The sequence below is a fragment of the Pseudomonas fluorescens NCIMB 11764 genome (assembly GCF_000293885.2).
In the GTDB taxonomy this organism is placed as follows: domain Bacteria; phylum Pseudomonadota; class Gammaproteobacteria; order Pseudomonadales; family Pseudomonadaceae; genus Aquipseudomonas; species Aquipseudomonas fluorescens_B.
Genome location: NZ_CP010945.1, coordinates 5902522 through 5917391, shown reverse-complemented (window position 1 = coordinate 5917391; position 14870 = coordinate 5902522). Strand labels below are relative to the sequence as shown.

General features: G+C 61.3%; 11 protein-coding genes. 6 read left to right on the top strand and 5 right to left on the bottom strand.

Annotated features, from left to right (window positions below; all coding sequences use genetic code 11):
• Positions 1-14: 14 nt before the first annotated feature.
• Both paaX and feaR read left to right on the top strand, forming a co-directional pair.
• Positions 15-938: a phenylacetic acid degradation operon negative regulatory protein PaaX gene (gene paaX, locus B723_RS27035; RefSeq protein WP_017339736.1), complete on the top strand. Its 924-nt coding sequence runs from the start codon at positions 15-17 to the stop codon at positions 936-938.
• 86 nt (positions 939-1024) lie between these two features.
• Positions 1025-1939, top strand: a complete 915-nt coding sequence (gene feaR, locus B723_RS27030) for a transcriptional regulator FeaR (protein WP_017339735.1) — start codon at positions 1025-1027, stop codon at positions 1937-1939.
• Positions 1940-2008: 69 nt separating this feature from the next.
• Here the strand turns inward: feaR and tynA are convergent, their stop codons facing one another.
• Positions 2009-4297, bottom strand: coding sequence for a primary-amine oxidase (gene tynA, locus B723_RS27025; protein WP_017339734.1), 2289 nt, complete (start codon positions 4295-4297; stop codon positions 2009-2011).
• Positions 4298-4501: 204 nt separating this feature from the next.
• On the opposite strand from tynA, the gene B723_RS27020 reads away from it, so the two are divergent.
• The 3 genes from B723_RS27020 to B723_RS27010 all read left to right on the top strand — a co-directional run bounded on the left by B723_RS27020 (position 4502) and on the right by B723_RS27010 (position 8670).
• Complete coding sequence (locus tag B723_RS27020) at positions 4502-5002, top strand: sigma-70 family RNA polymerase sigma factor (RefSeq protein WP_017339733.1); 501 nt, start codon at positions 4502-4504, stop codon at positions 5000-5002.
• A 148-nt stretch (positions 5003-5150) separates the two neighbouring features.
• On the top strand, positions 5151-6134 hold the full coding sequence (locus tag B723_RS27015; RefSeq protein ID WP_031319030.1) for a FecR family protein: 984 nt from the start codon (positions 5151-5153) through the stop codon (positions 6132-6134).
• 97 nt (positions 6135-6231) lie between these two features.
• Positions 6232-8670, top strand: a complete 2439-nt coding sequence (locus tag B723_RS27010; protein ID WP_017339731.1) for a TonB-dependent siderophore receptor — start codon at positions 6232-6234, stop codon at positions 8668-8670.
• Positions 8671-8800: 130 nt separating this feature from the next.
• On the opposite strand, the gene B723_RS27005 is transcribed toward B723_RS27010, so the two are convergent.
• Complete coding sequence (locus tag B723_RS27005; protein ID WP_017339730.1) at positions 8801-9952, bottom strand: MFS transporter; 1152 nt, start codon at positions 9950-9952, stop codon at positions 8801-8803.
• Between the two features lie 165 nt (positions 9953-10117).
• On the opposite strand from B723_RS27005, the gene B723_RS27000 reads away from it, so the two are divergent.
• Positions 10118-11110 carry a diaminopimelate epimerase gene (locus B723_RS27000; protein WP_017339729.1) on the top strand — a complete coding sequence of 331 codons (993 nt, stop codon included), beginning with the start codon at positions 10118-10120 and terminating at the stop codon, positions 11108-11110.
• 129 nt (positions 11111-11239) lie between these two features.
• On the opposite strand, the gene codA is transcribed toward B723_RS27000, so the two are convergent.
• From codA to B723_RS26985, 3 genes are all read right to left on the bottom strand, one after another.
• Entirely contained in the window at positions 11240-12487 is a 1248-nt protein-coding gene (gene codA / locus B723_RS26995) for a cytosine deaminase (RefSeq protein WP_017339728.1), read from the bottom strand.
• 13 nt (positions 12488-12500) lie between these two features.
• Positions 12501-13772 (bottom strand): cytosine permease, encoded by a 1272-nt coding sequence (codB, locus tag B723_RS26990; protein WP_017339727.1) that lies wholly within the window; start codon positions 13770-13772, stop codon positions 12501-12503.
• 185 nt (positions 13773-13957) lie between these two features.
• On the bottom strand, positions 13958-14779 hold the full coding sequence (locus B723_RS26985) for an alpha/beta fold hydrolase (RefSeq protein WP_017339726.1): 822 nt from the start codon (positions 14777-14779) through the stop codon (positions 13958-13960).
• Between the last annotated feature and the right edge of the window lie 91 nt (positions 14780-14870).

The following is a 14870-nucleotide window of genomic DNA, read 5'->3' as shown; positions in this document are numbered from 1 at the left end:
AGCTCGGTACGCCCATGTCGTCCCTGACACCCTTGAACCACCTGATTACCCGCTTCCAGGAACAGACGCCGATCCGCGCCAGCTCCTTGATCATCACGCTGTACGGGGATGCCATCGAACCCCACGGCGGCACGGTGTGGCTGGGCAGTCTGATTCAGTTGCTCGAACCCATCGGCATCAACGAACGGCTGATCCGCACCTCGATTTTTCGCCTGACCAAGGAAGGCTGGCTGACCGCCGAGAAAGTCGGGCGTCGCAGCTACTACAGCCTGACCGGCACCGGTCGCCGGCGTTTCGACAAGGCCTTCAAGCGCGTCTACAGCTCCACCGTTCCGGCATGGGACGGTTCGTGGTGCCTGGTGATGCTCACGCAACTGACCCAGGACAAGCGCAAACAAGTGCGCGAAGAACTGGAGTGGCAAGGTTTTGGTGCGATCTCGCCGGCGGTGCTGGCCTGTCCGCGCAGTGATCGGGCCGATGTCAACGCGACCTTGCTCGACCTTGGCGCCCAGGAAGACACCATCGTTTTCGAAACCACCGCGCAAGACGTGCTGGCCTCCAAGGCCCTGCGTCTGCAGGTACGCGAGAGCTGGAACATCGAGGAGCTGGCGGCCCATTACAGCGAGTTCATCCAGCTGTTCCGACCGCTCTGGCAAGCGCTTCGCGAGCAGGAAAACCTGCAGCCGTCCGACTGCTTCCTGGCACGGGTCCTGCTTATTCATGAGTACCGCAAACTGCTGTTGCGCGACCCGCAGCTGCCGGACGAATTGTTGCCCGGCGATTGGGAAGGGCGCGCCGCCCGGCAGTTGTGCCGCAATATTTACCGGCTGATCTACGCCAAGGCCGAGGAATGGTTGAACAGCGCACTGGAGACCGCCGATGGTCCGTTGCCGGATGTGGGCGAAAGCTTCTATCGGCGTTTTGGCGGGCTTAAATAACCCGCTTGTTGTCGAAGGAGCGTCCCTGTTCAGGAGAACCCGTGGATTGGCGTAGATAATAAAAACAAGCCTGCGTGAGGCCCGACATGATTTCTTCAATTGCACAGCGCCGTGATGGCTTCGATCAGTGGATTCATCAGATCAACCAGATCTGTGGCGCCTTCAACGCGCAGCCTCTGGGTGACGAGTTTGCCGGACACATTCGCGAGCACCAGGACGGCGCGCTGAAGCTCAGTTTTGTCGATGCCCGCCAGGCTCGGCTGTACCGCACGCCTCAGGAAGTCGCGGCGGGCGAGGGTGGCAAATACTTTGCGGTGTTCCAGCTCGATGGCACCGCCGGTATGGCCCAGGGCGACAGCAAGGTGTTGCTGTCGGCCGGGGATATCACGCTGATCGACGCCTCGCGCCCCAGCGACTTTACCTACAGTGAAAACTCGCGGCAGTTGTCCTTGATTCTTCCCTCGCAACTGGTCGAGCAAACCCTGCGCTTCAGTCAGGTCAAGTGCGGCCACCGGATTGCCGCGACATCGCCCATCGCGATGCTGTCGCACCGTCTGATTCTGGACGCCACGCACCAGCAATGCCTGAGCCGGGCAGAAAGCGAAGCGACGCTGGAGGCGATTGTCAGCCTGCTGCGTCCGGCCATCAGCCACAGTGAAGCGTGCACGGATGTGCAGGAGCGCCTCTTTCGCAAGACCCTGGGCTTTATTGATGAGCACATCCGCTCGGAAGACCTTTGCCCCGAATGGCTGGCGCGAGAAGTGGGCATGTCGACGCGTGGGCTGTACCGGATGTTCGCCAGGAAGGGCCTGGTGGTTGCGCGGTACATCAAGAATCGTCGGCTGGATTTGTGCGCGGAGTCCCTGCGCCAATCGCGTACGGAGCAGAAGTTGTCGGTGCTGGGGTATTCGTGGGGCTTTTCCGATTCGAGCTACTTTTCCACGGCGTTCAAATCGCGGTTCGGCATTTCGCCCGGTGAATACCGCAAAAAACACGCCTGAGATCCAATTGAATAAACACCTAACTCCTGTGGGAGCGAGCAAGCGCGCCCCCACAGGGTTGTGTGTGTCTTACTTCGGCGCGTTGAGGTTCAACGTCGGCGTCTCATCAAAGAAATTCCACGGCTTCAACAGCACATGCACCCACTCGGTCGGCATGATCGGCCATTCTTCCGCGCGGGCGATGTGCGTGGTGCCGGTGGTCAACCAGACCACATCATCGGCGTTTTCGATGGACTGATTGTCGTGGGTGAACTGCCCAAGTCCCGCGTCCTTGTCCGAACGGTTCGGGTATTTGCCTTCCGGGTACTTTTCTTCCGGGTTGTAGCGGGTCACCCACAGTTGTTTGTCCATGAAGCTCAGGCGGTGATAGAGCCATTCATCCTTGCCGAAGTTAGCACCCTTGGCAACCGGGTGCGTGCCGCCCGCATACGGAATCAACTGATAGGAAACCGGGTTGCCGACTTTGTTTTCCTTGCTGAAGTTGGTCAGCAGGCGAACGGTCGAGGGGTCGAATTTCTGCGCGGCCTGCTGTTCAGTGCCGACCACTTGTTGCTCGGTCTGCATGGTGCTGGTCCGCGGTCCGCCACGGTCGTTCGGGGCCACCACCGGATTCACTTCCACCAGTGAGTTGTTTTCACCGTCCACGTCCATGTCGAGGCGGAAGTTGTAGATGTGCTGGTGCGTGGTGCCGACGATGTTGTGGTCCAGCAGCGTGCCGTAGCGCGTGTCTTCCTTGGCCGTGGCTTCATGCATGGTTTTCGATTTAACACCCTTGACCGCTTCGATCCCGGTGGCGCCGGCGTCGATGCCGATGGTGCCGTTCTGCTGGAAAACCCAGTCGAAGATGTAGTCGTAGTTGCCGACGGTGCTGATCCAGCGCACCACCAGTTCTCGCCGTTCGGTGCTGAGGTTGGGCTGGCCCATTTCCTGGTGTTTGTATTCCGGGCCGGCGTAACGCTCGAACACCGCCATGGCGCGGGGAATCGAGGTGGGTGCGCCGGTGTAGTCGGCAATCGTGGCGTCCAGCAGCACGGCGTTTTCCGGCGCGTCCTTGCCGCGCGCAATCGGCGAGGTCAGTGTGCCCATGCCGTAATCGCCCGAGTCGAGATAGGCCTTGAAGTACCACCCGCCATCGGGGTCGCCGTAGGGCACGATCATGCCGCCGAGCGAACCTTCGTACATGATTTTGCGTTTCTTGCCCTTGTCGTCATACGTGACCGTGGACAGGATCGGACCGACCCGGGAATCGAGGCGAACGTGGAAATCCCAGTTCTGCCAGTGAATGCTGTTGCCGGTGATGGTGTAGTTTTTCCCCTCGGGCTCGGTAATTTCCAGCGGCTTGACCGACGTGCCCTTGCGCCCGCGCCCGTCATACGGCGTGGGTTTCATCGGCGCCGGAATGACCGCGTCGTCTTCGATCTTGATCAGCTTCTTCTGTTCCAGGTCGACAATCGCCACCAGACCCTCGATCGGGTGCGCCCAGTAGTTACCGTCACCGGTATTCAGATAGCTGACGATTTTCAGCAACCGCTTGTCCTGCGCCAGGCCGTCCTTGCCGTCGAAGTAACCGACCGTCAACGGCGTCGCCACGACCTTTTTCACGTCGGTGATCCCGCGTTTGGCCAGCGCCTGCGCATAGTCGGGGCTCGCTTCGATGGCGGATTGCACCGTCGCGAAGTCATCCAGCAGGACCATGCCGTGGGCGCCTTCGACGGGTTTCCACGACTTGAGCGTCTTGCTGTCGAGATCGACCAGGCCCTCGATCACATGCTTGCCGTCGAGCACCACGATGTTGGCCTGACGCGGCTGGGCGACGTCCTCGCCGGTGTAGACGAAATTCCACACCTGCTCCTTCGGCGGCTCGTTGACCGAGACTTCGGTGAAACGGAAACCGGGTTTGTAGTGCTCCGATTGCCTGATGATCTCGACAGCGGTCTTGATCTCGTCCGCGCTCAGCGGGTTGAGCGGGTTGGGGCGTGTCTCGACGACAAACGTCTTGTCCAGACCGGACTGGAACACCTGATTTATAAAGTCCTTGGACATGAAGGCGGTCTTGCCCTTGAACACCACCGGCACGCTCAGCTCCATCCGTTTACCGTTGAGCACCGCCACTTTGCTGCCCGGCTTGACCTTGAGATAAACGCCGTCCTTGGCAATCACGAACAGATCGGCGTAGTCGTCCCATTTGACGGTTGCGCCAAACTCTTCAAGACCCGATTGCAACGGCACCATTTCAGCGGCGCCACCGTGGGCACTGGCCTGGTTGACCCAACACGGCAGGCCGAGCGTGGCAAGGCTGATGGCCAGCGCGAGGCGGGCGAGGGGTTTTCTTTTCAGTGAGGCAAAGGAGGTGAGCATGTCTGGGGTTCCTGGACGAAAGCCGATGACTGGCATTAGCACACTTTGCTACAGCCAGTGACTGGCTTCTTTTGGATGCCTGCCAGAATCCTTTGGCTCCGTGCCTAAATCAACTTTCCCGTTGATCTGCCTCGGATTGGAATCCATTGCTTCCAGTTAATAGGAAGCATTACTATTCACGCCCCATCTCCACAGCACACCGCAATGTCCCCCAAGCTGCCCCGCAGACACGGCTTTTTCGAGCATTACGAAGAGTTGGTTGGCACCTGGACCCGTCGCCTGAGAAATCGACAGCAGGCCGAGGATCTGGCCCACGACACCTTCGTGCGGTTGCTTGAGTCGGATTCGGCGGTGGTGGCGCAGCCTCGGGCGTATTTGCACCAGACTGCGCGCAATATCGCGGTGGATGGTTATCGGCGTGAGGATCGGCGGGGTGCCATGGAGTCGGAGGCGATCGATCACAGCGTGTCGTCGTCCGGCGACCCGGAGCATTTCATGCAGGCGATCCAATTGGCTGATTGCATCGAACGGGCGCTGGCCGAGCTGCCGGTCAATTGTCGCAAGGTGTTTGTCTGGCAGAAGATCGAAGGCCTGACCCAGGCCGAAATCGCCGAACGCCTGGGACTGTCCAAGAACATGGTGGAAAAGTATATGATCCGCACCCTGCGGCATCTGCGCGACCGCCTCGACGGACTGCAATCATGATGTGCGTTGGCTTTTGCAGGAGCTGGCGAAGCCTGCGATCCTTTGATGTTCGGCGATTTCAACACCGCCAAAAGATCGCAGCCTTCGGCAGCTCCTGCACGAAACAAAGGCGCCGCACCTTCTCACCCCCAGCCAAACAGGAACTTCCATAATGGATACTCGTGATTGTGCGTGCGGGCAAACAACGGTTCGCGATGAGGCGGCGCAGTGGTTTGTGCGTTTGCAGGAACCGGCCGTCGACGTCGAAGAGCGTCGACGTTTTGAGCTTTGGCTGAACGAGCACTCTCAGCACCGCGATGAATTTCAATTGCTTCAGGGCCTGTGGACCGCCGCAGACCTGGTGCCACGTGCGCGACTGCAAGCCTTGTGCGAAACCCCGCCGGTGCGCCGCAAACGTCATCCGCTGGTGCGTTATGCCGTGGCGGCCAGTGTACTGGCCGTGGCGCTCGGCCTGGGACTGTTCAGCGGCTTGAATCAACCCACGTCTTACACCGCCGAGTTTTCGACGGCCCTGGGCGAACGTCGCCAGGTGGCGTTGCCGGACGGTTCGGTGATCGATCTGAACAGCCGCAGCCGCCTTCAAGTGCGCTATGAAAAAGGCCATCGAGACATTGAGCTGATGGAAGGCGAGGCGATGTTCAGCGTCGCGCACGACAGCGATCGGCCGTTCGTGGTCGAGGCGGGCAGCGGCAAAGTCACGGTCACCGGGACCCGCTTCGATGTGCGTCGCGGCGTCAGCGACACCCGGGTCGTGGTGGAGCAAGGCACGGTCAAGGTTCAGGGGCGCGGTGCGCCCGACAACGAATTCATCAGCCTCACTGCCGGCCTCGGTACACGTGTCGACGCCCAGGGCACCGTCGCGGCGGCGTATGCCGTTAACCCGGCGGAACTGACCGCCTGGCGCAGCGGCAAACTGGTGTTCAACAACGCCAGCCTTGCCGAAGTGGCTGAGGAAGTGTCGCGCTATCGGGAGAAACCCCTCACCGTCGGCAACGACAAAGTCGGCAATCTGCGCCTGACCAGTGTGTTCAAGTCCGACAACACCGATGCGCTGCTCAAGGCCTTGCCGAACATCCTGCCGGTGGCCGTGCGCACCCTCGATGACGGCAGTCAGGAAATAATTTCACAATAAATTCAGGTTTTTTTCGAGTTCATCGTCTTCTAGCCTAACTGCAACTGGTTTGCATTAACAAACGCATACTCTTGCGATCCACAGGGCTAGGTTCGACGTGAAAAAAAACACCGCTAAAAACAACGCTGCTCGAAACAACAAACGTCCTTGGTTGCCGCTGGCCCTTGCGCTGGCGGTCAACGTTGCGCTGCCTCAGGCCTTTGCCGCCGATGCCATTCACATTCCGGCGCAACCCTTGGGTCAGGCGCTCAGTGAACTCGGCCAGCAAACCTCGTTGCAGGTTTTTTTCAGTCCTGAACTGGTCGCCGGTAAGCAAGCCCCGGCGGTGGATGGCAACCTCTCGCCGGAACAGGCCTTGCGCCAGTTGTTGCAAGGCAGCGGCCTCGAGTATCAGATCGACGAGGGGGCGGTGACCCTGACCCAGGCGTCGACTCCCGCCGCCAACGGCCCGCTGGAACTGGGCGTGACCGACATCAAAGTGGTCGGCGACTGGCTCGGCGACGCCGATGCCGCCGTGGTGCAAAACCACCCCGGCGCGCGTACGGTGATCCGCCGCGAAGCCATGGTCGAGCAGGGTGCGATGAACGTCGGTGACGTGCTCAAGCGTGTGCCCGGTGTGCAAGTGCAGGAAGCCAACGGCACCGGCGGCAGCGACATTTCCCTGAACGTCGGTGTACGGGGCCTGACGTCGCGCCTGTCGCCACGCTCCACGGTGCTGATCGACGGCGTGCCGGCAGCGTTTGCCCCTTATGGCCAGCCGCAGCTGTCCATGGCGCCGATCTCCTCGGGCAACCTTGAAAGCATCGACGTGGTTCGCGGCGCCGGTTCCGTGCGCTACGGGCCGCAAAACGTCGGCGGTGTGATCAACTTCGTGACCCGCGCCATCCCGGAAAAAGCTTCCGCCGAAATCGGCACTACCCTGGAAACCTCCCGACACGGTGGCTGGAAACACATCGATACGGCGTTCGTCGGCGGAACGGCGGACAACGGCATCGGCGTGGCGCTGTTGTACTCGGGCGTGAACGGCAACGGTTACCGTGAGCGCAACCAGGGCAACGACATCGACGACGTGATTCTCAAGACCCATTGGGCACCGACCGATGTCGACGATTTCAGCCTCAACCTGCATTACTACGACGCCAGCGCCGACATGCCCGGCGGCCTGACCCAGGCGCAATACGATGCCAATCCGTTTCAGTCCGACCGCAACAACGACAACTTCAGCGGACGTCGCAAGGACATTTCCTTCAAGTGGACGCGGCAGATCGATGACCGCACCCAGGCCGAAGTGTTGACCTACTACTCCGACAGCTTCCGTGGCAGCAACATCGCCGCCCGCGATCAGAAAACCCTTGGCTCGTTCCCGCGCACTTACTACACCCTCGGCATCGAACCGCGGGTGTCCCATGTGTTCGACGTCGGCCCGACCACCCAGGAAGTCAGCGTCGGTTATCGCTACCTCAAGGAAGCCATGCACGAAGAGGCCAGTCGTCTGGCGCTGGTCAACAACGAGCCGGTCGTGACCAAGGCCTCGGACGGCCATGTCTATCAGGACCGCACCGGCGGCACTGAAGCCAACTCGGTGTACATCGATAACAAAATCGACGTCGGCAACTGGACGATCACGCCCGGTATCCGTTTCGAACACATCAGCACCGACTGGCACGATCGCCCCGTGCTCGACACCGCCGGCAAGCGCGTGCAGGAAAAGAATCGCAGCATCGAAAGCAACGAGCCGCTGCCGGCCTTGAGCGTGATGTATCACCTCTCCGATGCCTGGAAGCTGTTCGCCAACTACGAAACCTCGTTTGGCAGCCTGCAGTATTTCCAGCTCGGCCAGGGCGGCACGGGTGACGAACCCGCCAATGGCCTGGAGCCGGAGAAGGCCAAGACCTACGAGGTCGGCACGCGTTACAACGATGACGTGTGGGGCGGCGAAGTGACGCTGTTCTACATCGACTTCGATAAAGAGTTGCAGTACATCAGCAACGACGCGGGCTGGACCAACCTCGGCGCAACCACGCACCAGGGCATCGAGGCTTCGGTTCACTACGACATGGCGGCACTGGACCCACGGCTCGACGGCCTGACCGCCAACGCCGGGATCACCTACACCCGCGCCGTTTATGAAGGCGAGATTCCCGGCTTCAAGGGCCGCGACCTGCCGTTCTATTCGCGTCAGGTTGCGACTGCCGGCCTGCGCTACGACATCGACCGCTGGACCTATAACCTCGATGCGTTTGCCCAGTCCAGACAGCGCTCGCCGGGCGTAGCGGTGAATGCCAATGGCAGCTTCACCAACAACTACATCACCGAAGGCACCGCCGACGGCCAGTACGGCGACATTCCGGGTTACGTCACCTGGAACGTGCGGGGCGGTTATGACTTTGGCGCGCAACTGTCGAACCTGAAGGTCGGTGCCGGGGTGAAAAACATTTTCGACAAGCAGTACTTCACCCGCTCCAGCGACAACAACTCGGGCATGTACGTCGGCGCGCCACGCACGTTCTTTGTGCAGGCAAGCGTCGGCTTTTAATGCACGAGCGATGATTAACCTGTGGCGAGGGAGCTTGCTCCCGCTGGACTGCGCAGCAGTCCCATTTTTCGGGGCCGCTTCGCACCCCGGCGGGAGCAAGCTCCCTCGCCACAATTAATCGCAGTGCTTTTCAGACTTTCAACACTTTCCCGCCGATAGCGACCGCCACCAGCAACAGCGCCATCAACCCGAAGGCAAAACTCAAGCTGCTGCCGTGGGCGATGAACCCGATCACCGCAGGCCCTGCCAGAATCCCCGCATAACCCAGTGTTGTAATGGCCGGCACGGCCACGCTTTCCGGCATCACCGTCTGTTTGCCCACGGCGGTGTACAGCACTGGCACGATGTTCGAACAGCCAGCCCCCAGCAGTGCATAACCCACCAGCGCCAGCTCCCAGCTCGGTGCGAATGTCGCGAGAAACAGGCCGCCGGCGGCCGTCAGCCCACCCAACACGATCACCCGTGTCGCACCAAGGCGGTGGACAATCGCGTCTCCGGTCAACCGGCCCACGGTCATGGTCAACGCAAATGCGGCGTAGCCCAAGCCTGCGTACGCCGTGTCGATCCCGCGTTCCTGCGTCAGGAATACTGCGCTCCAGTCGAGCGCCGCGCCTTCGGCGAGGAACACGATGAAGCACATTCCGCCGATGAACAGCACGATGCCGTGGGGAACGGCAAACGCCGGCCCCGAACGTTCACTGCCATACGGCAACATGTGCGGCGCGGCTTTGCACAGCGCGATCAGCAGCAGCACGACCACCACCAGCATCGCCCCCAGCGGCGAAACCCCGAAGCCGAGCAAGGCGCTGACGCCCGCCGCACCGACAATCCCGCCCAGGCTGAACAGCCCATGGAAACCCGACATCATGGTCTTGCCGCTGGCCCGTTCGACGATCACCGCTTGCAGGTTCACCGTCGAATCCACCGTGCCCAGGCCCGCGCCGAACATGAACAACGCGGCGATCAGCGCCGGAATCGACGACACCGTCGCCAGCAGCGGCAGCGCCGCACAGATCAACAGGGTGCCACCGACCGCCACCCGCCGGCAGCCGAAGCGCGTGGCCAGAATCCCGGCCATCGGCATCGCCAGAATCGAGCCCACCCCCAGGCACAACAACAGCAGGCCGAGGGTTCCTTCATCCAGCCCGGCCCGCGCCTTGGCGTAAGGCACCAGCGGCGCCCACGCGGCAATCCCGAACCCGGCGATGAAAAAAGCCACGCGCGTGGACATTTGTTCCAGGCGTCCGGGCACGAAGGTGGTCTGGGTGTTGAGGTTGGTCATATCGATCCTTGGCAAAAAACGTCGCGTCCCCAAGGGACAGTGACTCACCGGTGAGGTTCGATCAGCGTCCGGACGGTTACGCGTTCAGGCAGGGTGACATCCTTGCACAGCTTGTCTCGGTTTCGCGATATGTTGCACGCCTGCGATGGTTATACGGGAGGCGTCATGACGCCGTTCTACGATGCTCGAGGCAACATCTATGCGGTAGTGGCGCCTGACGCGGTGCGTCGCGAAGGGATCGATTTACCGGAACAGGCCGGTCTGGCGGCGCAAACCCGCGCGGCATGGGCGAAGTCGGCCATCGAGGCATTCTGCGCCTGGGCGCCGGGCACGCAACCGGCCGGCAGCAAGGACCATCGCTGCGATGGGCTACTGGTGGGGCCGTTTCAATCAGCGCCGCCGTTCGATCTGTTGATCGTCAACACCGACGGCACATTGGCTGAGCGCAGTGGCAACGGGTTGACGATTTTCTCTCAGGCGCTCAGCGACCAAGGGCTTTTTCCGGACCGCGAAGCCTGTGTGCTCAGGGTTCATCACGACAAGGCCGATACGCCTTCACCGGGTGAAACGTCGGTGAGCGCCGCGCAGGTCGAGGGTGTTCAGGGTTTCTGGCTGGACCTGGGCAAACCGGCGTTCGGGCCTGAGGCGGTCAGTGCGCACGGGGTTGAAGGGGTGACAATGAACGGTCGTGAACTCAGCCAGGTTCAACCGCTGTCGGCACTGGAGCCGGCGTGGTCCCGCAGCCAGTTCGTGCGGGTCGGCAATCCGCACTGCGTGACGCTTGTGGAGGACGCGCAGGCATTGCCGTCCAATGAGCAGATGCGCGAAGGGAGGTTGTCCGAAGGCTTGACGCAAATTGCCTACGCCATGCCGACGGGAGCAGGGCGGCCGTGCCCGGCGGGCATCAATTTGCAATGGGCGATGCGGGCGTCAGAAGGGCGAGTTGTCGCTCGAGTGTTTGAACGCGGGGAAGGCCCGACCGCGTCGTCCGGCACCAGTGCGAGCGCAGTAGCGTGTGCGGCGTGGCGGGTGGGCTGGGTGGCGGCGGGTGAGGTGAGCGTGGCGATGCCCGGTGGTACGGCGCCGATTTTGCTGGAGGAAATGGGCGGTGAATTGAGTCGGGTCAGCCTGTTCGGTACGGCGCGGTTGATGCGGTGATCTCAGGGTCGCCTTCGCGAGCAAGCCCACACACATTAGATCTCTGTCCGACACATAATTTATGTCCACTGAAGATCAAATGTGAGAGCGGGCTTGCTCGCGAAGGCGCCATTACTGTCGAAGCAAAATTCAGGGTTGCTCGCCAAAAAACTCCACCACCGGCATCTGCCGCTTCATCAATACCTTCCCGCCACGAACCGAATACAGCGGCAATCCCTGACTGCGGATCACCTCGTAATCGCTGTCCGCCGATAAAATCAGCAAATTCGCCGGCCGTCCGCGCTCCAGTCCATAACGCTCACCCAACGCCATGGCCTTGGCGCTGTTGTCGGTCACCAGGTCCAGCGCGCTTTGCAGGTTGCGATACCCCAGCATGTGACAGATGTGCAGACCCGCTTCGAGCACCCGAAGGATGTTGCCGTTGCCCAGCGGATACCAGGGGTCGACGATCGAGTCCTGGCCGAAACACACGTTCATCCCCGCTTCGAGCAACTCGTTCACCCGGGTCACGCCGCGGCGTTTCGGAAAGTTGTCGAAGCGTCCTTGCAGGTGAATGCTTTCGGTCGGGCAGGAAACAAAACTGATCCCCGAATGCCCGAGCAGGCGAAACAGTTTGGCGCAGTAAGCGTTGTCGTAAGAACCCATGGCCGTGGTGTGGCTGGCCGTGACCCGCGAACCCATGTCGCGGCTGCGGGCTTCCTCTGCCAGCACTTCGAGGAAGCGCGAATGCGGGTCGTCGGTTTCATCGCAATGCACATCCACCAGGCAACCTGTGCGCTCAGCCAGGTCCATGAGGAATTTCACCGAGCTCACGCCCTGGTCGCGGGTGTATTCGAAATGCGGAATCCCGCCGACCACGTCCGCGCCCATGCGGATCGCTTCTTCCATCAGTTCGCGACCGTTGCGGTACGACTCGATGCCTTCCTGCGGGAACGCGACGATTTGCATGTCGACCAAGTGCCGACTTTCCTCGCGCACTTCGAGCATCGCCTTCAGCGCGGTGAGCTGCGGGTCGGTCACGTCGACGTGGGTGCGCACATGCTGGATGCCGTGGGCGGCGAGGGTCTGGATGGTTTTCTTGGCCCGGGTCTTGGTGTCCTCTTCGGTGATCGTGACCTTGCGCTCGCCCCAGCATTCGATGCCTTCGAACAGCGTGCCACTCATGTTCCAGCGCGGTTCGCCGGCAGTCAGCGTGGCGTCGAGGTGGATGTGCGGTTCGACGAAGGGCGGCACCACCAGGTTGCCGCCGGCGTCCAGGTCATCGGGGCCCAGGGTCGGCGCTTCGGTCTGACGGGCAATGTTGCTGATCAGGCCGTTTTCCAGGTGCAATTCATGCAGGCCTTCTTGGTTGCGCAGGCGGGCGTTGATGATGTGCATCAGGTGAATCCTTTTAGAGATCTTGTAGTGGTGCGTTGGCGGCACGGGCACCGAGTACGCCAGTCAATATCACATACGTTAGCGCGGCAGCGGCAATCCCTACCAGCGGCGCGACCCATGGCGAACCGAACGCGGCAACCGTGCCGACCGCATAAGCACTCAGACCCGGCCAGTTGAATGCCGGTAGCCGAGCATCGGCCAGTCGAGGATATTGACCACGGTAGCGAAAGAAAAAGTCCGCCATGATCACGCCACCGATCGGCGGAATCACGGTGCCCAGCAGAATCAGGTACGGCACCAACAGATCGTACATGCCCAGCAATGCCAGCAGCGTGCCGATCACCGCGCCGGACAGGGTCACGGTCTTGCGACGGCGGGTGCGCAGCAGGTTGCAGCCGGCGACGGCGAAGTTGTAGATGGTGTTGTCCTGGGTGCTCCAGATGTTGAGCAGCAACATTGCCATCGCAGCCATGGCGAAGCCTTGCAACAGCAACACTTCGACGACATCGGGTTGCTGATAAACGATGGCCCCGTAGGCGCCGATCAGCACCATCAGTCCGTTGCCGATGAAGAAACCGATCAGGCTCGCCAGCACCGCGACCCGCGCCGAGCGGGAAAAACGCGTCCAGTTGGTGGCTTGCGTGGCGCCGCTGACGAAGGTGCCAAACACCAGGGTGATCGCGGTGGACCAGTCCAGCGTGCTGGTCGGAACGACGGCCAGCAAACCATCGAGCCCGCCGACTTTCACCGTCGCGACCCACATCGACAGCATCAGCAGCAACATCATGGCCGGCACTGCGATGTATGAAAGGATTTCCAGTCCGCGATAACCGACATAGGCCGTGGCGCAAAACGCGAGGCCGAACAGCACCATCAGACCCAGCACGGTGCCTTCGCTCAACTCGAAATACTTGCCCAGCACCACGGCCGCCGTGGCGGTGCCCCAGGCGTACCAGCCGATCTGGGTGAAACCGAGGATCAGGTCGCTGAGTTTGCTGCCCACTTCCCCGAAGCAGAAACGCCCCATCAGCACTGAGTTGAGCCCGCTCTTGAAGGCGATGTAGCCCAGCGCTGCGGCGTAGATCCCCAGCAGCAGATTGCCGACGATGATCACCGCCATCATTTCGCCGAAACTGAACGCCACACCGAGCTTGCCGCCGGCAAACATGGTGGCCGTGAAGAAGGTGAAACCCAGCAGCACCATGGCCGTGGAGGCCAGGCCTTTGCGGGCGTGCATCGGCACTTCGCTGAGGGGGTAGTCGTTACCGGGATCATTTTGCGTCATGGGGCGTTCCTTGCTGAGTGGGTGACGCGGAGGGGTTGCAGTGGTCGTGCCAAGCGGGTGGATGCCGTTATGTATAGACGAGCGGAGAGGATTGGGGCGGGGGAAGGGCACGAAACCGGTGCAGCTGAATGAACACAGGAACCATGTAGGAGCGAGCTTGCTCCCACAGGGGGATATTCGTTTTTTCAGAAAGAGGGCAAGAACCGCAACAACGCCGCGACGATGGCTTCAGGCGCATCCTCCTGAACCAGATGCCCGGCATTGGGGATCGGGTGAAACTGCGCCCCCGGAATCATCTGCTGCAACGCCTGCCCCCGCTCGATGGGAATCCACTGGTCATCTTCACCCCAGAGAATCTGCACCGGGCAGCGAATGGTCGGGTACAGTCCCTCAACTTCGCGGGTATAGCGCTCATCCATTTGCGCGATCTGCCGGTAAAACCCCGCTTGTCCCGGATCGCCCAGCCACGGCTGGACGTAATGGGCGAGTTCCTCGGCGGGGATTTCCCGCTTGATCGCCCCACGAATGTAGGCCGGCACGATCGCCCGCTGAATGTAATCAGGCAGACCGCTGAACGCCGCCTCATGCTGGCGCACATGCTGCACAAACGGCGAACCCCAGGGCGACAGCGCCACCGGGTCGATCAGCGTCAGGCTGCGGTAATTCTTGCCGTTCAGCAGATGCGCGCGCAGCACCGTGGCGCCGCCGAAATCGTGGGCCACCACATCCGGGCAGTCCAGGCCCCAGTGCTCCAGCAGTTGCGCCAATAGCTCGTTCTGTACACCAAGGGACACATCACCCTCGACCTTCTCGGACAGGCCATAACCCAACAGGTCGAAGTAATGCACCCGGTGTGACGTGATGAAGTGCGGCGCAATCCGGTGCCACACATACGAAGAGAAGGGTGTGCCATGCACAAACACCAGCGGCGGGCCGTCCCCCCGAACGGCGTAGCGAACGGAGTGCCCGTTGAAGCGGTAGGTCTGAGCGAGCGGCCAGTCAGTCATGGGTGCGTCCTCTTGGCGGGTACCAGCCAAAAAGCATAGGCATAAAAAAACAGCCAGTCCCGGCAGTTTTTTTGATCTGTCGGATCAGCGG

Coding starts and splice junctions, on each gene's coding strand:
- paaX (WP_017339736.1), top strand. CDS start 15: ATGTCGTCCCTGACACCCTTGAACCACCTGATTACCCGCTTCCAGGAA.
- feaR (WP_017339735.1), top strand. CDS start 1,025: ATGATTTCTTCAATTGCACAGCGCCGTGATGGCTTCGATCAGTGGATT.
- tynA (WP_017339734.1), bottom strand. CDS start 4,297: ATGCTCACCTCCTTTGCCTCACTGAAAAGAAAACCCCTCGCCCGCCTC.
- B723_RS27020 (WP_017339733.1), top strand. CDS start 4,502: ATGTCCCCCAAGCTGCCCCGCAGACACGGCTTTTTCGAGCATTACGAA.
- B723_RS27005 (WP_017339730.1), bottom strand. CDS start 9,952: ATGACCAACCTCAACACCCAGACCACCTTCGTGCCCGGACGCCTGGAA.
- B723_RS27000 (WP_017339729.1), top strand. CDS start 10,118: ATGACGCCGTTCTACGATGCTCGAGGCAACATCTATGCGGTAGTGGCG.
- codA (WP_017339728.1), bottom strand. CDS start 12,487: ATGCACATCATCAACGCCCGCCTGCGCAACCAAGAAGGCCTGCATGAA.
- codB (WP_017339727.1), bottom strand. CDS start 13,772: ATGACGCAAAATGATCCCGGTAACGACTACCCCCTCAGCGAAGTGCCG.
- B723_RS26985 (WP_017339726.1), bottom strand. CDS start 14,779: ATGACTGACTGGCCGCTCGCTCAGACCTACCGCTTCAACGGGCACTCC.